This is a genomic window from Dickeya parazeae Ech586 (assembly GCF_000025065.1).
Taxonomy (GTDB): Bacteria; Pseudomonadota; Gammaproteobacteria; order Enterobacterales; family Enterobacteriaceae; genus Dickeya; species Dickeya zeae.
On record NC_013592.1, the window covers coordinates 2,916,586 to 2,937,957 of the forward strand.

The 21,372-nt window shown below is 55.7% G+C and carries 21 protein-coding genes; 2 read left to right on the forward strand and 19 right to left on the reverse strand.

The genetic code is table 11. The annotated features are described in order from the left end of the window. Positions 1-22: 22 nt before the first annotated feature. The 16 genes from DD586_RS12770 to DD586_RS12845 all read right to left on the reverse strand — a co-directional run bounded on the left by DD586_RS12770 (position 23) and on the right by DD586_RS12845 (position 15,421). Positions 23-1,417 carry a diaminobutyrate--2-oxoglutarate transaminase gene (locus DD586_RS12770; protein WP_012885244.1) on the reverse strand — a complete coding sequence of 465 codons (1,395 nt, stop codon included), beginning with the start codon at positions 1,415-1,417 and terminating at the stop codon, positions 23-25. Positions 1,418-1,814: 397 nt separating this feature from the next. Beyond that, positions 1,815-2,711 carry a phosphonate ABC transporter, permease protein PhnE gene (gene phnE / locus DD586_RS12775; RefSeq protein ID WP_012885245.1) on the reverse strand — a complete coding sequence of 299 codons (897 nt, stop codon included), beginning with the start codon at positions 2,709-2,711 and terminating at the stop codon, positions 1,815-1,817. After that, positions 2,708-3,574 carry a phosphonate ABC transporter, permease protein PhnE gene (phnE, locus tag DD586_RS12780; RefSeq protein WP_012885246.1) on the reverse strand — a complete coding sequence of 289 codons (867 nt, stop codon included), beginning with the start codon at positions 3,572-3,574 and terminating at the stop codon, positions 2,708-2,710. Before phnE (DD586_RS12780) ends, phnE (DD586_RS12775) begins: the two co-directional genes overlap by 4 nt. 162 nt (positions 3,575-3,736) lie before the next feature. Next, positions 3,737-4,669 carry a phosphonate ABC transporter substrate-binding protein gene (gene phnD / locus DD586_RS12785; protein WP_012885247.1) on the reverse strand — a complete coding sequence of 311 codons (933 nt, stop codon included), beginning with the start codon at positions 4,667-4,669 and terminating at the stop codon, positions 3,737-3,739. 141 nt (positions 4,670-4,810) lie between these two features. Further along, entirely contained in the window at positions 4,811-5,671 is an 861-nt protein-coding gene (phnC, locus tag DD586_RS12790; protein WP_012885248.1) for a phosphonate ABC transporter ATP-binding protein, read from the reverse strand. 242 nt (positions 5,672-5,913) lie between these two features. After that, complete coding sequence (gene phnP / locus DD586_RS12795) at positions 5,914-6,663, reverse strand: phosphonate metabolism protein PhnP (RefSeq protein WP_041164471.1); 750 nt, start codon at positions 6,661-6,663, stop codon at positions 5,914-5,916. A 435-nt stretch (positions 6,664-7,098) separates the two neighbouring features. After that, entirely contained in the window at positions 7,099-7,665 is a 567-nt protein-coding gene (gene phnN, locus DD586_RS12800; protein ID WP_012885250.1) for a ribose 1,5-bisphosphokinase, read from the reverse strand. Next, the gene (gene phnM, locus DD586_RS12805) at positions 7,665-8,834 is read right to left on the reverse strand and encodes an alpha-D-ribose 1-methylphosphonate 5-triphosphate diphosphatase (RefSeq protein WP_012885251.1); all 1,170 of its coding nucleotides are present in this window, start codon (positions 8,832-8,834) and stop codon (positions 7,665-7,667) included. The genes phnN and phnM overlap by 1 nt, the downstream gene beginning before the upstream one ends. Continuing rightward, positions 8,831-9,553, reverse strand: a complete 723-nt coding sequence (gene phnL, locus DD586_RS12810) for a phosphonate C-P lyase system protein PhnL (RefSeq protein WP_012885252.1) — start codon at positions 9,551-9,553, stop codon at positions 8,831-8,833. The genes phnM and phnL overlap by 4 nt, the downstream gene beginning before the upstream one ends. Before the next feature lie 24 nt (positions 9,554-9,577). Further along, entirely contained in the window at positions 9,578-10,393 is an 816-nt protein-coding gene (gene phnK / locus DD586_RS12815; protein WP_012885253.1) for a phosphonate C-P lyase system protein PhnK, read from the reverse strand. After that, complete coding sequence (locus DD586_RS12820) at positions 10,380-11,234, reverse strand: alpha-D-ribose 1-methylphosphonate 5-phosphate C-P-lyase PhnJ (RefSeq protein WP_012885254.1); 855 nt, start codon at positions 11,232-11,234, stop codon at positions 10,380-10,382. The genes phnK and DD586_RS12820 overlap by 14 nt, the downstream gene beginning before the upstream one ends. After that, the gene (locus DD586_RS12825; RefSeq protein WP_012885255.1) at positions 11,212-12,303 is read right to left on the reverse strand and encodes a carbon-phosphorus lyase complex subunit PhnI; all 1,092 of its coding nucleotides are present in this window, start codon (positions 12,301-12,303) and stop codon (positions 11,212-11,214) included. The genes DD586_RS12820 and DD586_RS12825 overlap by 23 nt, the downstream gene beginning before the upstream one ends. Further along, positions 12,303-12,878 (reverse strand): phosphonate C-P lyase system protein PhnH, encoded by a 576-nt coding sequence (gene phnH, locus DD586_RS12830; protein WP_012885256.1) that lies wholly within the window; start codon positions 12,876-12,878, stop codon positions 12,303-12,305. Before phnH ends, DD586_RS12825 begins: the two co-directional genes overlap by 1 nt. Continuing rightward, positions 12,875-13,324 (reverse strand): phosphonate C-P lyase system protein PhnG, encoded by a 450-nt coding sequence (phnG, locus tag DD586_RS12835; protein WP_012885257.1) that lies wholly within the window; start codon positions 13,322-13,324, stop codon positions 12,875-12,877. Before phnG ends, phnH begins: the two co-directional genes overlap by 4 nt. Continuing rightward, entirely contained in the window at positions 13,325-14,044 is a 720-nt protein-coding gene (gene phnF, locus DD586_RS12840; protein WP_012885258.1) for a phosphonate metabolism transcriptional regulator PhnF, read from the reverse strand. Positions 14,045-14,518: 474 nt separating this feature from the next. Then, on the reverse strand, positions 14,519-15,421 hold the full coding sequence (locus DD586_RS12845) for a LysR family transcriptional regulator (RefSeq protein WP_041164473.1): 903 nt from the start codon (positions 15,419-15,421) through the stop codon (positions 14,519-14,521). 137 nt (positions 15,422-15,558) lie between these two features. Between DD586_RS12845 and DD586_RS12850 the strand changes: the two genes are divergently transcribed. Beyond that, the gene (locus DD586_RS12850; RefSeq protein WP_012885260.1) at positions 15,559-16,305 is read left to right on the forward strand and encodes an SDR family oxidoreductase; all 747 of its coding nucleotides are present in this window, start codon (positions 15,559-15,561) and stop codon (positions 16,303-16,305) included. Between the two features lie 167 nt (positions 16,306-16,472). Here DD586_RS12850 and DD586_RS12855 read toward each other — a convergent pair whose 3' ends face one another. Then, on the reverse strand, positions 16,473-17,012 hold the full coding sequence (locus DD586_RS12855; RefSeq protein ID WP_012885261.1) for a DUF3916 domain-containing protein: 540 nt from the start codon (positions 17,010-17,012) through the stop codon (positions 16,473-16,475). A 93-nt stretch (positions 17,013-17,105) separates the two neighbouring features. On the opposite strand from DD586_RS12855, the gene DD586_RS12860 reads away from it, so the two are divergent. Then, positions 17,106-17,408 carry a hypothetical protein gene (locus DD586_RS12860; RefSeq protein WP_049779777.1) on the forward strand — a complete coding sequence of 101 codons (303 nt, stop codon included), beginning with the start codon at positions 17,106-17,108 and terminating at the stop codon, positions 17,406-17,408. 110 nt (positions 17,409-17,518) lie between these two features. On the opposite strand, the gene ygjG is transcribed toward DD586_RS12860, so the two are convergent. Next, positions 17,519-18,940 carry a putrescine aminotransferase gene (gene ygjG / locus DD586_RS12865; RefSeq protein WP_012885263.1) on the reverse strand — a complete coding sequence of 474 codons (1,422 nt, stop codon included), beginning with the start codon at positions 18,938-18,940 and terminating at the stop codon, positions 17,519-17,521. A gap of 279 nt (positions 18,941-19,219) precedes the next feature. After that, a complete protein-coding gene (gene patD, locus DD586_RS12870; RefSeq protein WP_012885264.1) occupies positions 19,220-20,656 on the reverse strand; it encodes an aminobutyraldehyde dehydrogenase in 1,437 nt (478 codons plus the stop codon). Between the last annotated feature and the right edge of the window lie 716 nt (positions 20,657-21,372).

Here is a 21,372-nt window from a genome sequence, read left to right on the forward strand (position 1 = left end):
ATGACGGGCGATTCACGCTGAATTACCGATGACGGATTTGCGCTACCGCGTCAGTTAACGCCTGCTCGAAACGTGCCACAACGCTGCGACACTGTTCTTCGGTAATAATCAGGGGTGGCAGCAACCTGACCACATTACCCTGTCGGCCCCCCCGCTCCAGCAGCAGCCCCTGACGGAAACAGTGCTGTTGGATAGCAGCGGCCAGTTCAGCATCCAGCGGGTAGCAACCACCGGCCTGCACGGGCTGACGCTCATCCACAATTTCGATACCCAGCATCAGGCCACGACCGCGCACCTGCCCCAGACAAGGGAATCGTGACTGCATCTGCATAAACTGCTGTTTGAGCCACTCGCCGCGTGCCGCCGCCTGCGCTGCCAGCTTGTCGCGTAGCAAAATATCAATGGTGGTTTTCCCGGTCGCCATCGCCATCTGGTTGCCACGGAAGGTGCCGGTGTGGGTGCCAGGTTTCCAGACATCAAACTCGCGTCGAATGCCCAGCACCGCCATCGGTAAACCACCGCCCACCGCTTTCGACATCACGACGATATCCGGCTCAATACCCGCCTGTTCAAAGGCGAACATACTGCCGGTGCGGGCAAACCCAGCCTGTACTTCATCCACGATCAGTAGGATGCCGTGGCGGCGCGTCACCTCGCGCAGCGTTTGCAGCCAGCGAGCCGGTGCCGGGTTAACGCCCCCCTCGCCCTGCACCGCTTCGACGATAACCGCCGCTGGCAGTGGCATACCGCGCTCGACATCATCGATAAACGCAGTGAAGTAGCGACTGAGTGCCTCAACGCCCGCGTCACCGCCAATCCCCAGCGGGCAGCGGTACTCATGGGGATACGGCAGGAATTGAACCCCGGGCATGAGATTCTGTACGGCCTCTTTCGGGCCGATATTTCCGGTCACGGCCAGAGCACCGTGAGTCATGCCATGATAACCGCCGGAGAAGCTGATAATACCGCCCCGACCGGTGTAGGTTTTCGCCAGTTTCAGCGCCGCTTCCACCGCGTCCGCCCCCGAGGGGCCGCAAAATTGCAGGCAGTACTGGCTTTCACCGCCCGGCAACAGCGCCAGCAAGGTTTCACAGAAGGCATCTTTTAGCGGTGTGGTGAGATCCAGCGTGTGCATCGGCAGGCCCGATGCCAGAAATGCCTGAATACTGGCGACGACCTCCGGGTGGTTATGTCCCAGCGCCAGCGTCCCCGCCCCTGCCAGACAATCCAGATACCGGTTGCCGTCCACATCCGTCACCCACACACCCTGTGCTTGCTGAATGACCAGCGGTAACTTGCGCGGATAACTACGCACATTGGATTCAAACCGTCTTTGGCGCTCCAGATAATCGGCATTGGTTCTCTGCCCACTCTCCACGACCGCCGCATCCATTACCGCCCACTGTGTCTCTGACATCGCCTTCACCCTCCGTGATATTGATAATGACAATAATTATCATTAAGAATAGTGATACTCAAGTGTTATTTAAATGACAGTTTTCATAACCAAATCCTTACAAACACTGACGGAATGCTAACTAAGCTCAGGTGGCAAGAGGGTTTTTTGCGGCAAAACGGGGGCAAAATACATGAGGCGAGCAGGCCGAACATGAACTCATTTTTGTGATGAATATCACAGTAAGCGATTGGGGAGTATTCGGGTGTATCGCTGCGATATCCCGCAAGGGGAATTGTAGGATGGGATAATAAAAACGCCGGTTCCCGTATAGAAAACCGGCGTTATAACAAATAGATAAGTCAGTCAGCTCAGTATGACTGATGATGAGTGTGACGATAATGAGTGCGGCGATGAATTAGTGTGACGACGATTCCGGCTCAAACAACGGCAACGGTTTGCCGATGATATACCGCTGGCGCAGATGGGCGGATAACACATCCATCAGCATCACCACCACCACCAGAATCAGGGTGATGAACATCACCACATCCCAGTTCCATAGCCGCATATTTTCGGCATACACCAACCCGATACCGCCCGCGCCGACAAACCCCAGCACGGCGGCGGAGCGCACGTTCGACTCCATTTGGTAGAGGCTGAGCGCCAGAAAGGTGGGGAACGATTGGGTAAAAATACCGAAGCGGTGTTTTTGCAGGCTATTAGCCCCCACCGCACTCAGCCCACGGCTCGGCGAACGTTCTACCGCTTCATGCCCTTCGGCGTACAGCTTGCCGAGCAAACCGGCATCCTGCATCAAAATAGCCAGCGCACCGGATAGCGGCCCCATGCCTACTGCTCGCACAAAAATAAGCCCCCATATCGCCATGTCGATGCCGCGTAGCACATCCAGCAAACGACGCACCAGCAACGCGACCGGTCGCAATATCGGCGCGTGCATCACGTTACGGGCCGCCAGAAATGACAGGGGTAACGCCACCAGCGTCGCCGTCAGCGTACCGGCGAATACAATCGCGATGGTGATAAATATCTGTGACAGGTAGTAGCCAAACGGCCAGTTGGCAAAATCGTGCCACACAAACATGCGCATAAAATAGCGCCCTAATTCACCGAAGCCGCGCACCCACTGCTCGATGCTGATGCCGAAAAACACCAGAAACACCACATAGTAAAGCAGTACGGCGGCCCCCGTCAGCCAGACACGCCACAGATAACGGCGCTGCTGGCTGAATAGCTCGGGGTGTTGCTGTTTGATGACGGCGATATCCGTCGACGCCAGCGAGGTCATGTTCATTTGCTGCCCTCCACTACCCGCTGTCGCAACCATCCGGACAGCGCATCCAGCATTGAAACCACCACAATAATCAGCAGCATGGTGATGCTGACCTGGTCGTAGCGGTCCAGTTTGATATTGGTCATCAGTTCCTGACCGATGCCCCCGGCCCCCACCAGCCCAAGGATGGTCGACTGGCGGAAGTTGATCTCCAGCCGCATAAAGCTGTAGGAGAGCACAATCGGTTTGACCTGTGGCCACAACCCGAAGCGCATGCGCTGTAATACGCTGGCACCACAGGCGGCCAGCCCGCGTACCGGCCGTTCCGAGGCGGTTTCGATCGCTTCATAAAACAGCTTGGTCAGGCTACCAATGGTGTGTAACGCCAGCGCCAGAAAACCGGGGATGACACCGATACCAAAGGCCATCACAAACATCACCGCCCACGCCAGTTCCGGCATGGTGCGCAAAAACGCCACCAACGCACGGATAGTAAAACGCACCCCTGGCGGGCTCTGGGTATTCCCGGCAGCCAGAAAGCCCAGCACCACCGATGCCGCCACCGAGAATAAGGTGGCCGCCAGCGCCAGGTTGAGCGTTTCCCAAATCAACGGTAACTGGATAGGCAGGCGGTATCCCCAGTAAGCCAGTGACCCTTCGGTATGACCATCCGCCAATAGCAGATGCCAGTGCAATACCGGCATCGTTTCCGACAGGTAGTCAAAAAAATGGGGGAACGACGTCCACAGGGTGTTCAGATTAAATTCGGACAATTTGCCCGCGCCGATATACAGCACGGCCAGCACCAGCGCCCATGTCAGTGACTCGCGCTTTTGCTGCGTGCGTATGCGCTGGTAGTAGCGTTCAAAATCAGGGTTCAGCATGCGTTTAGTCTGGATGGTGGAAAACAGATGAGCGGGTCGGCGTCGCCATTAAGCGAGAAAGGCATCCTGCCTGTGTTACCGTCCTCAATATCGCGCCATGATGCACCGCGGATTCAGGGACGCGCCGGGAGCGATAGCCCGGCGCAGCACCGCTAAGCGTGCTTAACGGTTGCCTTTAGTCAGCTCGCGTTTCATCTCGATGATGGTTTTATAGTCATCCACGCTGGCCGGGCCAATATGCTGTTTGCCACCGACCGCTTTGATGAAGCACTCGTGGTCTTCTTTATCCAGCTTATTCACCGCGGCGATCAACTTGGCTTTAAACGGCGCAGGCAAGGCGTTGCTCACCAGAACAGGACCGTTCGGGATCAACGGCGATTGCCAAATAATACGAATCTGCTTCATCAGATCCGGATGGTCCATACGGATCAGGCGGCCAAACGCGCCGCTGGTATAACCGGTGTTGTAGTCACCGATCATCGATGCCCAGGTCACCGCACCATCAAACTGGCCGTTCAGCACACCGAGGATGTCCTGCTCGTGGCCGCCGGAGAAGGTCACGCTGGAGAAAAAATTGTTGTACTTGTTATCCGCATTACCGCCGAACTGCTGTTTAAATGCCTGATTAGGAATCAGGTAGCCGGAGGTGGAATCCGGGTCGGCGAAACCGAACGCTTTGCCTTTCAGGTCTTCCAGCTTCTGATAAGGGCTGTCGGCTTTGACGACTACCACCGAGTGGTAACCACGCGACTGGTCTGCGTCATCCACCACGATACCGACGATATCCACCGCGTTTGGATCTTTGATGTACACCGACGCATACGATGAGGGCGACATGCTCAGCACCAGATCAATCTTCTTACCCAACAGCCCCTGGATGACACCGGCGTAATCGGACGAGTTACGCATTTGCGTGTCCACGTTCAGCTCTTTATCCAGAAACTGTTTGACGCACTGGTTATCGCCGATTTGCTGGGTGGCATTCTGCCCGCCCAAAATGCCCAGGTTCAGGGTTTTCGGTGTTTCCGCGGCGAAGACGCTGGCGGACACTACCGCACCGGCCAGCAACGTGGTCAACGTAAAAGTTTTTTTCATCGATTTGCCTATTTTGTCGTTATGCCAAGGTGATGTGATAGTCGAAAAGCCCCGCATCAGCGCTAGTGCATCCTTGCTCAAACGTCATCGTTAAACATCATTGTTAAAACCAACGGAGCACGGGTGATGCCAAACAGGGAATTAATGAACCGGTTGCAGGTCGTCGCCATACAAGGTACGCAACAACCCGTCGGTCAACGCTGACGGCGAACCGTCAAACACAATGCGCCCTTGTGCGATGCCAATTGCCCGGGTGCAATACTCTTTCACCAGCTCGACCGAGTGCAGGTTGACGACCACGGTGATGCCGTTGTCACTCACCTGTCGCAACACGTCCATGATGCGGCGGGTGTTTTTCGGGTCGAGGGAGGCGACCGGCTCGTCGGCCAGCAAGATTTTAGGGTTCTGCATCAATGCGCGGCAGATAGCGACACGCTGCATCTGGCCGCCAGACAGGTTTTCCGCCCGTTGCAACGCATGCGGCAACAGATTCATCCATTGCAGCAGCCCAATGGCATGGGCGCGGTCTTCGTCGGAAAACAGCTTGAAGAATGATTTCAGGGTCGAGGTTTGGCTCAGGCGACCCAGCAGTACGTTGGTCAGCACATCCAGTCGCGGCACCAGGCAGAAATCCTGAAAGATCATGCCGCACTCGCTGCGCCACTGGCGCATCTGACGGCGACTGAATTGCAGTACATCCTGCGTCTCGCCGTGTTCACTGACCTGCGGCTGCGTATAGCTCAGGATTTGCCCTTCGCTGGCCGGGATCGTGCCGTTCATCACGTGCAACAAGGTCGATTTACCTGCACCAGAACGACCAATCACCGCCACCATTTCACCGGCGTGCAGATCAAAATTGAGGTTCTCCAGCACCCGTTTCTGCTGCCCGGAGTAGGCTTTGCACAGCTGCCGTACTGACAGAATGGGAGACTGTGATTGCGTCTGGGGTTGATAGGTGCGCAGTTCAATCGCGCTTTCAGATGCTAACAGTGCCTGTGCCATGGTTTTCGTCATCGTTTACGGTTAGTCAACACTATGGACGCTATTAAGCGCAGTGCAGATGAACACTTGATGACAGCTGTGTGATTAGAAAATGAACATTACAGAAGAACGACAGCACAAAGGCGCGACAGCAACGTGCACGTTGGCAAGTCGACATCCCTACTTACCAACGCACACGGGTGAAAACGCCAGCAGGTGAGCAGCGTCGACAGACCCGCTGCCCACAGTAGTGACACGATGGCTTACACAACAATCCACACCCCATCAGCAGCGGCCTGTACGCCCTCCGGCAGCGTGTTTTGCATCAGCCAGGCGTCGGTTTCATGGCTGAGGTGGGTCAGCCAGGTGTGTTCCGGACGTAACCACTCACGGACCTGCAATACGGTGTTCAGGTCACTGTGATTGAGCGGTGGTGTGTCGCGCGGCGGCTGGGTGCAGTCCATCACCATATGCTCAAGCCGCTTACCACGCAAAAACGCCAGGGTGTCATCCGGCAGGCCGCAGGTGTCGGTTAAGTACGCCACGGCATGGCGACCGGTCTCCAACAGATAACCAAAGGTGGGTTTGGAATGATTCAGCGGCAGTGCCGTCACCCGTAACGCGCCCATCGCCACCGTCTGAAACGGCGTCATCGCCGGTTGAAAATCCAGCCGTCGAGGATGTTTATACAAATCATCGCAGCCCTGTTCATCCGGTGGGCCGAATACCGGGATCCGATCGCCGATGCCCCAACGCAACGAAAACAGCCCCTGAACATGGTCGACGTGGTAATGCGTCAGCAGAATACGGCGGATTTCATTCACGCCAAAGCGCTGCTCCAGTTGCGTCACGCCTGCATCCAGCAAGGTCACCTCGCCATCACACCGAATCATCAGGCTGCTTGGCCCACGCCGAAAACGGGGATCCCGACGCGCACGTTCGCAGGCGATACACTCACAACCGGTCAACGGCACCTGCTGTGCGTCACCGGTGCCCATAAACATTAGTTCCATAACATTAGCCCCATAGCATCACGTCCATTTTTAATGGCTGTTGACAAACAGCCGTGTTGTTTTGTTACTGGCGAATAGATATCAACACAATGAAATGTTTCGTGCGTGATAACCACGATGGTCCCTTGCAACTTCATCGCACGCCCGACAAGGAGAGGCTCAACGCCGCCTCTCCTTGACCTCTGGCTGGTGGCTAAACTATGCCGCTGGCGCGGTCCCTTCGGCGCTCGCCTTCGCTATTCGGGCCGCCTGTGACGTGGTTACTCGCCCCATCCTTGGGGCTCGCCCTTCGGGCCAGCGTAAACGCTGTTCAAAAACGTTCCCGACGTTTTTGTCCGGCGCGGCACAGGCTTTCGCGGCGTCCATGCCGCTCACCCGGCGAAGTCGCTCACCTCAGCACAGTTTTGGACGCCGGAAAAAACCACACGCTCAAGCTCAAAGGGATATTTGCCAGAAATCTGATTTTTCAGCCGCCAGCAGGGTGTGGAACGCCTGTAGCGTCTGCGCCAGTGGTCCGTCGTTGTTCAGCCGTCGGCACGTCGCCGGGAGGATATCCATCGCATCAGCCCGTTGCAGCCGCAGCGCTATCTGCGCTTCGTCTTCCCGCCCACGCTGGCGTAATCGCTGTGCCAGCACCGCCGCAGACACCTGCAAACACACCGGTAATAACCGGCTGCCATAACGCTGCTGTGCTTGCTGGTGGTGAGAGCGGGAGCCGTTGACCACCACATCCAGCCCGGCGGATAACCAGTGATCGACTTCAATGCCGATACCGTACTGATACTGGTGTGCCTGCCAGTGCAACGCGAACAGGTTGTGCTCACGCCGATAGGCAAACTCGGCTTCGCTCAGCGCGATGTGGTTCTCGCCCCCCGCCTGTGCCGGGCGGGTGATATACCGATGCGCCACCAGCAGGCGCACTGGCTCGGTCTGCCGCAGGGCATCCAGCAGCGTGTCTTTGCCGGAGCCGGACGCCCCGGTCAGCCAGATGAGCCGCGCCATCAGAACACCTGCCGCCCCTGAGCCCAGACATGACGGACTCGTACCTGCCCGTGGGTATGGTGCGCCAGCACCAGATCGGCACGCCGTCCCTCGGCTATCCGCCCCCGGTCGACGAGCCCGACCGCCTGCGCCGGATTGTCGCTGACCATCGCTACCGTCTGCGGCAAGGTAAAGCTATTGCGCTCATCGTCAGCGAGGCGAAACGCCGCATCCAGCAAACTGGCGGGGTAATAGTCGGATGACAGAATATCCAGCAGCCCCTGCTCCGCCAGATGAGACGCCGCCACGTTGCCGGAGTGAGAACCACCACGCACGATATTGGGTGCCCCCATCAGCACTTTCATGCCGCGGGTGTGCGAGGCCTGCGCCGCGATTTCCGTGGTAGGAAACTCGGCAATCACGCTACCCAGCGCCAGCGATTCATGCACATGGGCCTCGGTGGCGTCATCATGACTGGCGAGCGCAATCCCCCGCTTGCGGCAGTGAGCGGCAATCGCCAGTCGGTTTGGCGTTGACCAGCGTTTGGATAGCATGCGCTGCTCGGTTTCAAACGCATCCATCTCGGCATTGTTCAGCCGGTATTTCCCCTGATAGTACTCGCGGTATTTCTCGGGTGTCGCAAACTGCCGTTGCCCCGGTGAGTGGTCCATCAGCGATACCAGCGCCACTTCCGGAATATCCATCAGCGCTTCAAACAGCGGCAGGGTGGTGTCGTGCGGTAATTCACAGCGCAGATGCAGCAGATGCTGTGCCCGGTTCACCCCCTGCTGCTGGCTATGCACCACGGCATCAATCATGCGCTGCAGGTTATCGAGCCGATGGCCGCCATCGCGCACATCCCCTATCGCCACCGCATCCAGCACCGTGGTAATACCGCTGGAGACAATCAGCGCATCGTGGCTGCTCATCGCCGAATACGCTGGCCAGTCAACTTTCGGGCGCGGCATAAAAAACTTGTCCAGATTGTCGGTGTGCAGCTCGACTAATCCGGGTAACAGCCAGCCGCCCTCACCGTCCAGCGCTTGCGGCAGTTGGCTGGGCGTAGAAGAAAAGTCTTCAATCACGCCATCACGCCAGGCCAGCGATCCGCTGACCACCTCGTTTGCCAACACCAGTTGGACATTATTGATTATCTGGGTTGTATTGGTTACCTGAGTCGTCGCACTCATGCCGTAAGCTCCTGCGTGACGGGTGCCATGTAGTGCAGACGGTCCGCCACGCGGGCACGCACGTCTGCATCGTGGAAAATACCGACCACGGCGGCGCCACGCGCACGCGCTTCTTCTATTAACCCCACCACCGCATCGCGGTTGGCGGCATCCAGCGAGGCAGTCGGTTCATCGAGCAACAGCACGGGATAGTCGGCGATAAAGCCACGGGCGATGTTGACCCGCTGCTGCTCACCACCGGAAAAGGTGGCGGGGGCCAGCGTCCATAACCGGCGCGGGACGTTAAGGCGGGTCAGCAGTGCACTGGCGCGTGCTTCACACACGGCACGGTCTTCACCGCGCTCCAGCAGCGGCTGCATGACCACCTCTAACGTCGAAATACGGGGGATCACCCGCAGGAACTGGCTGACCCAGCCGATGGTGTCGCGTCGTACCGCCAGTATCTGCCGGGCTGGTGCTGTTACCAGGTCCACCCACGTATGACGATGGCGTACCCACACCTGCCCGCTATCCGGCTGGTAGTTGGCGTATAAAGAGCGCAACAGCGTGGACTTGCCACTGCCGGAGTGCCCATGCAACACCACACACTCCCCCGCCGATACCGTCAGGCTGGCCTGATGTAACACCGGCAGCCGGGCGGCATGCTGGTTATGCAGAACAAAGGTTTTACTCAAATTTTCCACGCGCAGAATGGTCATGGATGTGCCTTCGGTTGTCATAGTTAACCTCATCGCCAGTCGCGCTTATCCCAACACCGACGACACCAGTAACTGGGTATAAGGATGATGTGGATCATCCAGCACCCGGTCGGTCAGGCCGTTTTCCACGACCTTGCCCTCACGCATCACCAACAGCCGATGCGCCAGCAGACGCGCCACACCGAGGTCATGGGTCACAATCACCACCGCCAGCCCCAGGTCGCGTACCAGCGTGCGCAGCAGGTCCAGCAACCGCGCTTGTACTGACACATCCAACCCGCCGGTCGGTTCATCCATAAACACCAGCTTCGGGTGGGTCACCAGATTGCGGGCAATCTGTAGCCGTTGCTGCATTCCACCGGAAAAGGTGGTGGGCAGGTCATCAAGCCGCGACAGCGGGATTTCCACGTCCTGTAGCCATTGCCCGGCCTGACGGCGAATATCGCCGTAGTGGCGAGCGCCGACTGCCATCAGCCGCTCGCCGATGTTGCCGCCCGCTGACACGCGGGGTCGCAGTCCGTCCATCGGGTGCTGGTGCACCACCCCCCACTCGGTGCGTAACAGGCGGCGGCGGTCGCTTTCGCTCATGGCGTATAACGAGCGGCCCTGATAATCAATCTGCCCAGCCTGCGGTGTCAGCCGGGCGGAAATCGCCCGTAATAGCGTGGTTTTACCGGAGCCGGATTCACCGACAATCCCCAGCACCTCACCGGGATAGAGATCGAACGACACCTCGCTAAACCCTTTACCGGGGGCGTACAGGTGGGTCAGATTACGCACCTGCAACAACGGTGCGTCATCACCGGTTTCCTCGATGAGCCTGCCCGCCTGCTCCACCGCCGCGTGATCAATGTGATTCATGGTGCCCCGCCTCCTGACGTTCACGGCAATAATCGGTATCGGAACAGACGTACAGCCGGGTGCCCTGATCGTCCATCACCACTTCATCGAGATAACTGTCGTGCGATCCGCACAGTGCACAGGGTTGATCCCAGCGTTGGACGCTGAACGGGTGGTCATCAAAGTCGAGGCTTTCCACGTTGGTGTAAGGCGGCAGCGCATAAATCCGCTTTTCACGCCCGGCCCCAAACAGTTGCAGCGCTGGCATCTGATGCATTTTCGGGTTGTCGAACTTGGGAATGGGTGACGGGTCCATAATGTAGCGACCGTTCACTTTCACCGGGTACGCGTAGGTGGTGGCGATATGCCCGAAGCGGGCGATATCTTCATACAGTTTCACCTGCATGATGCCGTACTCCTCCAGCGCGTGCATTTTGCGCGTTTCCGTTTCGCGCGGTTCGATAAAGCGCAGCGGTTCAGGAATCGGCACCTGATAAATCAGGATCTGATCTTCACGCAGCGGTGTTTCCGGAATGCGGTGACGAGTTTGAATCAGTGTCGCCTCGACGGTGCGCTCGGTGGTCGCCGCTTCGCTGACCCGCTGAAAGAAGCGGCGGATAGACACCGCGTTGGTGGTATCGTCCGCGCCCTGATCAATGACTTTTAATACATCGTCATCGCCAATCAGGCTGGCGGTGAGCTGGATGCCGCCGGTGCCCCAACCGTAGGGCATGGGCATCTCCCGGCCACCAAACGGTACCTGATAACCGGGGATCGCCACCGCTTTAAGAATGGCGCGCCGAATCGTGCGTTTACTCTGTTCGTCCAGATAACCGGGGTTATACCCGCTCAGCGTGTTCATCGCGCTCCTCCTGCAGTGGCTGGCGTAACTGACGCAGCAGCGCCAGTTCGGCCTGAAAGTCGACGTAATGCGGTAATTTGAGGTGAGAAACGAAACCCGCGGCCTCTACGTTATCGGCATGCGACAACACAAACTCTTCGTCCTGCGCCGGGCTGCTGACAGGTTCCTGATAGGCAGGGGCCTGTAGCGCCCGGTCCACCAGCGCCATCGCCATCGCTTTGCGTTCCGCGCGACCAAACACCAGCCCGTAACCACGGGTAAAATGCGGTGGATCCTCTTCCGGCACCGTAAAACCGTTAACCATTTCGCATTCGGTCAACAGGATGTCGCCGATTTCCAGCGCAAACCCCAGCTCTTCCGGCTCTATCTCCACCGTGACGTAACCGGTACGAATCTCACCGGCAAACGGATGGTTGCGGCCATAGCCACGCTGGGTGGAATACCCCAACGCCAGCAGGAAGCCTTCGTCGCCGCGCGCCAGTTGCTGCAAGCGGGCACTGCGCGGCATCGGGTATGTTGGTGGATCGCGCGTGATATCCAGCGGCTCGCTGCCATCATCGTCCTCGACCGCCGCCAGCCCTTCCGCCGTCATCATGTCGAACATATGCGGGCAGTGTTCTGCCAGTGGTTCTTCGGCCTTGGGCGCACGCGGTGTTTCACCTTCCGCCAGCAAGGCGAAATCCAACAACCGATGGGTATAGTCATACGTCGGGCCTAGCACCTGTCCGCCGGGCAAGTCCTTGTAGACCGCCGAGATACGCCGCTCCAGTTGCATCCGCCCGGTATCCAGCGGCAGGCTATCCGCCAGCCGGGGCAGCGTGGTGCGATAAGCGCGCAGTAAAAAAATTGCTTCGACCAGATCACCGCTCGCCTGTTTGATAGCCAGCGCCGCCAGCTCCCGGTCGTAAATGCCGCCTTCGGTCATCACCCGGTCTACCGCCAGCCCCAGTTGCTGTTCAATCTGCACGGTCTGCACTTCGGCCAGCCGGGTATCGCCACGCCGCAGGTTCGCCTGTAACTGATGGGCGGCCTCAATGGCTTTCTCACCCCCTTTCACCGCGACATACATCAGCACACCTCCACATGACTGGTACGCGGTAACGCCATCAGCGAGTTGCCGCAGGTAAACAGAAAGTCCAGCCCGGCGGGAAACACATGCGGGCGCTGTTCGAGGTAATCCAGCACACTGGCGGGTAACTGCGGCGCAATCATCCGCGCTTCGGCAATACCCGGCCCGGTCAGGCGCAATGCGCGACCGCCACCCAGTGCAGGCACTTCCAGCACCAGCGTGGTGCTGTTTTCCGGTGCCATTTCATCACCGGCCGCAAACCCTTCCAGCGACAGCTCCCGGCTGACCGGCAGCAAAGCGAAGGCAGCAGCCTCACGTTCGACCAGTTTCACCCCAGTGTGAAACCGCAGGTTAGACAACAGCACCTCTTGCGATAACGCGGGGTCCAGCCAGAGCGGTGTTTCACGGTCCATCAGCGTCAAGACCACAGCGGTAGCAGAAGACGATAAACCCTCCCAGCCGTTGTCATGGTCCAGCGATACCACCACGCCCGGTTCGCTCATCGCTTTCAAAATGCGGCGAAAGGCGTACTGCGCATCGCGCCACGGATGGGAAAAGCCTGCCAGTAACGTCATGCGTTATCTCCCCGCACCAGCGTAAAGAAATCGACCTTGCTGCTGGCGATTTCCCGTGCGCGTTGCTGACGCAACTCGTCATGGGTCGCCGCCAACGGCACGATCAGTTGTTGGTAAAGCGCGCTTTGGGTACCTTGCTGTTGCAGCAAGCCATCAATCAATGCGCAGAGTTCGGCATGGGGTTTATTACGCCCCATCACATAGCTGTAGCCACAGGTACCGTCATCCAGCCGGACCACCGCCCGCGTGACGGTGACATCGCCCAGCACGAAGCGATTGCCGGTTGCGCCCATGCGTGCCTGCAAGCGGGTTAAACCGATTTCTGGTGCACGCAGCGACTGCCAGGACGGCTGTAATGCCAGCGATAGCCAGTGACGCCGCAGTTGCTCCGCATCACTGTGCGCCAGTACCGAGAGCCAGCGCTGCCGTGGGGTTTGGGTTGTCATTCAGTGCTCCATGGTCAATTCGATCATGTCAGCGCGTGCCAGACTGACGGAATACTCCGCCACCCGGTCGCTGCCGTTACAGGTATTGAGCGTGCGGATACACATCAACGGGGTTTGCAGCGCCACTTCCAGCAGTTGCGCCTCTTTCGCCTGTGATGCCCGTGCGCTGATGCGGGTTTGGCGGCGGGTGAGTGACTGCTGTAGCTCACGCGCCAGAAATTCGTGCAACGACCCGCTGGTGAAACGCTGTAGCACGGGCCACCAGTCGAGATTCGGCAGGTAGTGATCTATCAGTGATACCGGTACGCCGTTAACCCGGCGCAGAGTACGCAGATGAATCACCTCATCGCCCTCTTCGCGCCCCAGCGCCGCCGCCACAGATGCATTAGCCGGTCGCAGCACCGCCAGTAGCCGTTCGCTGGTGGGGTGGCTCCCCTGCTCCAGCAGGTTCTGGCTAAAACGTGTTTGCGCGTGTAACGGGTAATCATAAGGACGCATCAGCACCAGAATGCCGATGCCACGCCGACGCTGAACCAGCCCTTTATTGACCAGTTCATCCACTGCCCGGCGCAGCGTATGGCGATTGACGTCATAACGTGCCGCCAGTTGCTGTTCGGACGGCAGGTAATCGCCACAGCGATATACAGTGCGCAGCTCTTCTTCCAGCCGGGCGGCGATGGCCTGATACACAGTGGTAGGATGTCTAGATAACCTGTCCATAAAAAACTCCTGCTCGCAGGATTCGACTCCGTATCCCAACCGGCATACGGATTTTGCTTAACCCCGACACCGAGCCGGAATGCAACCAGCCATCGGCAGAGTTGACGTCTCAGTCAGGGAATTGGTGGTTATGTTGACAACACTGTGTGACAGGCTGGCGAAGCACGGATGACGAAATAGTGAAGGAAAAAGGACAGGTGGTGACGTGGGTTGAGTTATTAATAGAAAGGCGTGTGATGAATGTGGAACGTTTATTCGCTCAGATTTGAGCTGACATGTTGCGGTTTAGGGCTATGTTTCATCTGATGGGTGGCTTTGTGTCAGGAGCGGGAGTCGCTAATCAAATGCCACCGGCGAAATATGAAAACCAATATTATCAACAGCTCGGAAGTGTCTAGATTATCCGTGGCGATTAATACAGTCTAAGATTGACTAAATTTTATTAATGATTCAGATATGTTCGTTATCTCAGGCTCATTTCATTGAGTTGTAAACTTTGAAGCCGGGATTTTTTTCAAAAATCTCAGCAACAAAATCCATGAACACAATCGCCCGTTTTGGTAAAAGTCGATTTGCAACATAAACGGCTTGAATGGGAACGGGAGGTGCAGTGTAATCCGTCAGTAATAATTGTAAGTTGCCATTTGCCAGTCCCTCCTCGAACAACCATTCTGGGCCCTGTGCGATCCCAACCCCAGCATTGACAAATTTCTGCACTGCTTCGGGTGAATTGACCCTGAGCCGACCAGAAACAGGAACATTGATATCCTGAAATCTCCAGGTAGCTCCTGTTGTTAGCAAGGTATAGATCAAACAATCATGTTTTTTTAAATCCTCTGGGATATTAGGGGTTCCGTGTTTAGCTAAGTACTTGTTACTGGCAACACAGACTCGCTCAAACATGCCAAGTCTGCGGGCACGCATAGCACTGTCCTCTAAGTGTCCAATGCGGATTGCCAGCTCAGCCCCTTCATCAATGAGATTGATATAGCGGTCATTAATCTGTAGATCGAGTGTTAGCTCAGGGTAGCGTTCTAAAAAATCTGGGATGTGCGGGACTAAGAATGTGTGAGCCAATGCTGTGGGGCAAGCAACGCGTAATAGCCCTGTGGGTGTAACATTTTCTCTGAAAGAAGACTCCGACTCTTCGACGGCTTCCAGAATACGCCTTGCTTCCAAATAATAACGTTCTCCTTCAGGAGTCAGGGAAAGCTTGCGGGTTGATCTGTGAAGTAATCTGGTCTGCAAATGCTCTTCGAGGGTTGCAACATGACGACTCACGTTCGGTTGCCCCAAGCCTAAATCCCTACCGGCTGCGGAAAAACTGCCTGTTTCAGCGGTACGGACAAAGCATGTCATCAAAAGTAATCTATCCATCCTTAAACCCATTTATGCTTTTAATGCATGAAACATATTTAAAAATACAATCTTATCACTATCTGGGCATGAGCATACAGTGGCTATCAAATCGGTCATTCGCCGATCAGTTGTTAAAACCAAAAGGAGATTTTTTCATGTCCAGATTACAAGGTAAACGCGCACTGATTACGGGTGGAACAAGTGGTATCGGTCTTGAAACAGCGAAGCTGTTTGTTGCAGAAGGTGCGCGCGTAATTGTTACTGGTGTTAACCCTGATTCTATCGCAAAGGCAAAAGTAGAACTGGGTAATGATGTGTTAGTCGTAAGCGCCGACTCCGCTGATGTGAATGCACAGAAAGCTCTGGCTCAAACGGTTAAGCAACACTTTGGTGAACTGGATATCGCTTTCCTGAATGCGGGTATATCAATGTATATGCCAATCGAGGTGTGGACAGAAGAGATGTTCGACCGTATTTATGATATCAACGTCAAAGGCCCTTACTTCCTGATGCAGGCACTGCTGCCGGTATTCGCAAGCTCCGCATCAGTGGTCTTTAATACATCTGTAAATGCGCACACGGGGCCAGTGAACTCTTCCGTTTATGGCTCAACCAAAGCGGCATTACTGAACATGTCAAAAACACTTTCTAACGAGTTACTTTCTCGTGGAATTCGTATCAACGCAGTGAGCCCAGGCCCGGTTGACACGCCGCTTTACGATAAGGCGGGAATTCCAGTGGAATATCATGATCAAGTGATGAAAGATATCGTTGCAACCATCCCTGCTGGTCGTTTTGGTAAGCCCCAGGAAGTAGCGCAAGCGGTACTTTACTTCGCATCTGATGCGTCTGCTTGGACCGTGGGTTCAGAAATCATCATCGACGGCGGCGTTTCAATCTAAGCCACCAAAATAAGATTTACCATTCATCAAGCCCGCCACCTTTTATGGCGGCGGGCTATCATTTTATCTGGAATTTGAGATGTCTACCCATGACCTAACACTTATTAGCCATCCACTATGTCCCTTTGTGCAGCGTTCAGCGATCGTTCTTCTATATGGTAAAGTCACTATAACTGCCCATAATACCAGCGCTCACCTGAAAACCACTCATCCGGGTCGTCACTGCCATAGTAATCAAGTGTAATTCCTAATTCTTGCACCCCATCTGGAAGAATTAGCCCCCACTCCTGGGCAAGGCTTCGTTCTCTGATGAGTACCGATGAACCATTTTCAGAACGCCCCTCTGTAATGAAACTCTGAAAGTATTCCTCCGAGCGAAATAAACAGACCTCACTTGTAAACATATCCGGGAGGCAAATTACGGTAGTTATTCGAGGAACGTCATCACAATCTGCTGTGGCGAGCATCAGGTTGTAACAGGCATTAATCATGGCCTGCGCGCAGGCTGCCTTAGTTTTTTGTTTACTGTGTTTTCCTTGAATAAGATTAATTTCTACGGGTATCTTGTAATTCCAGTAATGTTGATCCTCAGCGAAATCTGCGCGATCTGGGTTATGAAAGGTTTCAGCCCAACGGTTAAGTGACCTTATACGACGGGGGATATTTCGTATTTTTGTGCGGTTATCCCTGCATAAACGCCTGCTCATATTTTTAACCTCCTGTTTTTTATTGACTATCAACTTAGTCGCATAACTATACCACTGTTATTTTCTATACCTCTCCCAATATAAATGAATAAAATGCAAAGAACACGTGACAACACATCAAGAATCACCCGCCTCTTTTTCCTGCTACCGTGGCAGGTTACGTTAGCGAATAACGTTCATTTACCTGATGACGTACAACGCTTCTTAAATAACGCGGAAGAATGCCAGTATTTCTCCGGAGAATGGGATAGCACACTGCCTAAACCACGCCAGCGGGAAATTGAGCGGGAAGCCAATAAGTACTGTAAAGCGGCGAAAAAACAGCAGGATGAACTCAGACATAAATATAAAGGAAATCAGCCGATAGAGAATAAACTCAGCGAATATGATTTTTAATTTCTCTTCGAGACCGACTGTTACCCCCCCCCCCAAAAAAAGCCAGTCGACGAATCAGACTGGCTTTATGTATCGGCTCAGCACAGGGCTGAACGCTGCTGGGTGGGTGTTCACTGAAGTGCGAGTTCCTTATTAGCAGGTTTAGGTTTGGCGTCGTCGTCCACACCGGTTGCCCGTAGCCTCGCCAGCGCCCGTTCTGCCTCTTGCAGCACGTGCTGACATTGCTCTGGGGTAATGGTTAACGGCGGTTCAATACGAATCGATTTGGCATTATTCAGCGTGCCTGCCACCAGCACCCGGCGCTGGAACAGTTCGCTGGCAAACGCATAGCCGATCGCGTTTTCTCTGAATTCAATCGCCTGTAGCAGGCCTTTGCCACGCGCTTCCACAATCAAATCAGGATACGCGGCAGCCAGTCGTTGCAGCCCGGTCAGCAAAAATGCCCCCTGACGCGCCGCCTGCTCCGCCAGATTATCACGCAGCAGTACGTTGATGGTGGCCAGCGCCGCCGCACACGCCAATGGGTTACCGCCAAAGGTGGTGGTGTGCAGGAACGGGTTGTCAAACAGTACCGAAAAGACCTCTTCGGTCGCGACCGTGGCACCAATCGGCATCACGCCGCCGCCGAGCGCTTTCGCCAGACACAGGATATCGGGCTGCACGCCATAGTGCTCACAGGCAAACATCTTGCCGGTACGCCCCATGCCGGTTTGTACTTCATCAAGGATCAGCAACGCGCCGGTCTCATCGCACAATGCACGAACCGCAGGCAGATACTGATCCGGCGGCACAATGACCCCACCTTCACCCTGAATCGGCTCCAGAATCACCGCTGCGATGCCTTCGCCGTTGCGCTGGCACTGCTCGATTTTCTGTCGCATCGCCTGGATATCACCAAACGGCACATGGTGAAAACCGGGCAATAATGGCATGAATGGACGACGAAATACCGGTTTGGCGGTTGCGGATAACGCGCCCAGCGATTTACCGTGGAATGCACCGTGGGTAGCGATGAAGCTGAACTTACCACGCGGTGACTGGTAGGCTTTCGCCAGCTTGATCGCCGCTTCCACCGACTCGGTGCCGCTATTGCAAAAGAAACTGTACTTCAGCGTACCCGGTGTAATGGCCGCCAGCGTTTTTGCCAGCATGGCACGCAGCGGATCGAGCAGTTCCTGACTGTGCAACGGCTGTTTGGAAAGTTGCTTTTCCACGGCGGCCACGACGGTGGGGTTGCGATGACCGACATTGAAAATGCCATAACCGCCGAGACAATCGAGGTATTCGTTACCCTGTGTATCAAGCAGCGTATTGGGGCCGCTGGCGCGCCATTCTACCGCACCGAAGCTGCCACCGGAGGTGACGGATTTTCTGTACTCCAGAAAACCGGGATTGACGTACTCACGAAATGCATTGAGCGTTTCACGATTGAGCGCCGCCATCGCGTCGGCGGTAAGGGTATCGCTCATAATTAAATCAAGTGCCTGCTGAGAACACTCTAGCGGGTTGAAATGTGACGGTTGTCTGGACAAAATGTGCTCCTTGGGGGTGAGGTATCACGTGATACCAATTTAAGTAATGCATAGAACGCACCACTCCGCCCGCCTAATCAGAAAATCACGATTTCGTCCCTTTCCTGCTTATTTTTACAACAGATTATAGACAGAACTGCTCATTTATTGTCACATTCTGCTATTACTAACCGGATAAAGAATAAAAATCGTCCAAAAAACAAGGCGAACGCACTGTTTATGTGCAGTTCGCCCTACAGTTGGGCATTTTTTCACCGCCCATCGGTTATCGCGCTACGGTTAATGGCGAATCATCACATGCCGCACGATGGTGTAATCTTCCAGACCATAGACCGACATATCCTTACCGTAACCAGAGAGTTTCTGCCCGCCGTGCGGCATCTCGCTGACCAGCATGAAGTGGGTGTTCACCCAGGTACAACCGTATTCCAGACAGGCGGCAACGCGATGCGCACGGCCGATATCCCGCGTCCATACCGAAGACGCCAGCCCATAGCGGGAGTCGTTGGCCCACGCCACCACTTGTGCTTCATCATCAAACGGCGTAATGGATATCACCGGACCAAAGACTTCACGCTGGACTATCTCGTCTTCCTGCCGGGCATCAGCCAGTACGGTGGGTTGAAAATAGTACCCCCCACCGGGCACCCGTTCTCCCCCGGTGATAAGCCGGATGTGGGGTTGTGCACGGGCACGCTCGACAAACCCAGCCACCCGTTCCAGTTGCTCTGCTGTGATCAGCGGCCCCAGCTCCGTGGTCGGGTCGTCGGGCGTGCCGATTTTGATCGACGCAACCGCCTTACCGAGCTTTTCCACCAGTTGGTCATAGATGGGGCGCTGCACGTAGAGACGGCAGGCCGCGGTGCAATCCTGCCCGGCATTATAGAAGCCAAAACTACGAATACCGTCTGCCACCTGTTCCAGATCCGCATCATCGAACACGATAACCGGTGCCTTGCCGCCCAGTTCCATGTGGGTACGTTTTACACTGGCCGCCGCGTTGCCAATAATATGCGACCCGGTGGCAATAGAGCCGGTCAGTGACACCATGCGCACCCGCTCATGGCCGGTCAGCGCATCGCCGATTTCCCGCCCCTGCCCGAACAGGATATTGACGACGCCCGGCGGGAACAGGTCAGCCAGCAGGCTGGCCAAGTACAATGCTGTTAACGGCGTTTGCTCTGCGGGTTTCAGCACCACACAGTTACCTGCCGCCAACGCCGGAGCCAGCTTCCAGGCAGCCATCATCAACGGATAATTCCAGGGAGCAATGGAAGCAACCACCCCCACCGGATCACGGCGGATCATCGAGGTATGCCCTTCCAGATATTCGCCCGCCGCCGAGCCATTCAGGCAGCGGGCGGCACCGGCAAAAAAGCGAAACACATCCGCTACCGCGGGTATCTCGTCATTGAATACCGCATGGTAGGGCTTGCCACAGTTCAGCGATTCCAGTCGGGCCAGCGCTTCACCGTGCTGTTCAATGCAGTCCGCCAGCTTCAGCAACAGCGTGGCGCGTGTTTTGGGCGTTGTCTGCCCCCAGTGGGCAAACGCCGCCTCTGCCGCCATTACGGCTGCATCCACCTGTGCCAGATCCGCCTGCGCCATCGTGATGATGGCCTCTCCCGTGGCCGGGTTGTGCACCGTGTAAGGCGCTCCATTGCCCAGCACCCGTTTTCCGTCAATCAACATGTCAATCAGCAAATTGTCGTGCATACCCTGCTCCCCTGAAGCGATAGCTATAGACGTACCCTATGGCAATCATCTAGCAAAATACCTGCCATCTTCTCGACCTGTTCACCCTGCGCGGGTTCGTCATCGCGCACCTCATAGTGAATCAATGTGTGAAAACGCGTGTATTCGCTATCGTTAAAGCGTAGCTGAGCCACCACCAAAAGGAGAATGACCGGGAACCGATATCAACCAGCAAAGGGATTACTGACATCACATATCACGCATTCACATCACACCATGAATGCCCTGACACAACGGTATAAGTACGGTGCGTAATTGTTGCCCAACTGAACGGCACCATCGGGCTGGAAATCCCGATTACGGCACTGGAAGGAAAATGGAAAGTGAGCCAGAACAGAACCCCGGCAGACCGCCAGGGCGTGATTGATGGATTACAACGTGAACAGGGTTGCCCGGCAATGGCCGCGTTGGTCAGCGCACGACAGGCAGAATAAGCGCTGACTAATACTGTCTCGCGCAACAGGTTTAGGGTTGGGTTTGATAATGCGGCGTGACACAGAGCACGATGAAAAAACCGTCATTGCCGCATTATTTTAATAACTCTATATACTATTAGGCACGGCGTACTATATTTATTTTCTCACGAGTACAGCAATGTGACACCACCGATAGATTTATAAAATAACGCCCCAGACGACCCGAAAATTATTATCATTTATTCCCGACTAACCCGCAGA

Bases quoted from the DNA above. Each gene is read 5' to 3' on its own strand.
- phnC (WP_012885248.1), bottom strand. From the start codon at position 5,671: ATGGCACAGGCACTGTTAGCATCTGAAAGCGCGATTGAACTGCGCACC.
- phnE (WP_012885246.1), bottom strand. From the start codon at position 3,574: ATGCTGAACCCTGATTTTGAACGCTACTACCAGCGCATACGCACGCAG.
- phnL (WP_012885252.1), bottom strand. From the start codon at position 9,553: ATGACAACCGAAGGCACATCCATGACCATTCTGCGCGTGGAAAATTTG.
- phnG (WP_012885257.1), bottom strand. From the start codon at position 13,324: ATGACAACCCAAACCCCACGGCAGCGCTGGCTCTCGGTACTGGCGCAC.
- phnH (WP_012885256.1), bottom strand. From the start codon at position 12,878: ATGACGTTACTGGCAGGCTTTTCCCATCCGTGGCGCGATGCGCAGTAC.
- phnD (WP_012885247.1), bottom strand. From the start codon at position 4,669: ATGAAAAAAACTTTTACGTTGACCACGTTGCTGGCCGGTGCGGTAGTG.
- DD586_RS12770 (WP_012885244.1), bottom strand. From the start codon at position 1,417: ATGTCAGAGACACAGTGGGCGGTAATGGATGCGGCGGTCGTGGAGAGT.
- phnP (WP_041164471.1), bottom strand. From the start codon at position 6,663: ATGGAACTAATGTTTATGGGCACCGGTGACGCACAGCAGGTGCCGTTG.
- phnN (WP_012885250.1), bottom strand. From the start codon at position 7,665: ATGGCGCGGCTCATCTGGCTGACCGGGGCGTCCGGCTCCGGCAAAGAC.
- DD586_RS12825 (WP_012885255.1), bottom strand. From the start codon at position 12,303: ATGTATGTCGCGGTGAAAGGGGGTGAGAAAGCCATTGAGGCCGCCCAT.
- DD586_RS12850 (WP_012885260.1), top strand. From the start codon at position 15,559: ATGTCCAGATTACAAGGTAAACGCGCACTGATTACGGGTGGAACAAGT.
- phnE (WP_012885245.1), bottom strand. From the start codon at position 2,711: ATGAACATGACCTCGCTGGCGTCGACGGATATCGCCGTCATCAAACAG.
- DD586_RS12845 (WP_041164473.1), bottom strand. From the start codon at position 15,421: ATGGATAGATTACTTTTGATGACATGCTTTGTCCGTACCGCTGAAACA.
- phnF (WP_012885258.1), bottom strand. From the start codon at position 14,044: ATGGACAGGTTATCTAGACATCCTACCACTGTGTATCAGGCCATCGCC.
- DD586_RS12855 (WP_012885261.1), bottom strand. From the start codon at position 17,012: ATGAGCAGGCGTTTATGCAGGGATAACCGCACAAAAATACGAAATATC.
- patD (WP_012885264.1), bottom strand. From the start codon at position 20,656: ATGCACGACAATTTGCTGATTGACATGTTGATTGACGGAAAACGGGTG.
- DD586_RS12860 (WP_049779777.1), top strand. From the start codon at position 17,106: ATGCAAAGAACACGTGACAACACATCAAGAATCACCCGCCTCTTTTTC.
- phnM (WP_012885251.1), bottom strand. From the start codon at position 8,834: ATGAGTGCGACGACTCAGGTAACCAATACAACCCAGATAATCAATAAT.
- DD586_RS12820 (WP_012885254.1), bottom strand. From the start codon at position 11,234: ATGAACACGCTGAGCGGGTATAACCCCGGTTATCTGGACGAACAGAGT.
- phnK (WP_012885253.1), bottom strand. From the start codon at position 10,393: ATGAATCACATTGATCACGCGGCGGTGGAGCAGGCGGGCAGGCTCATC.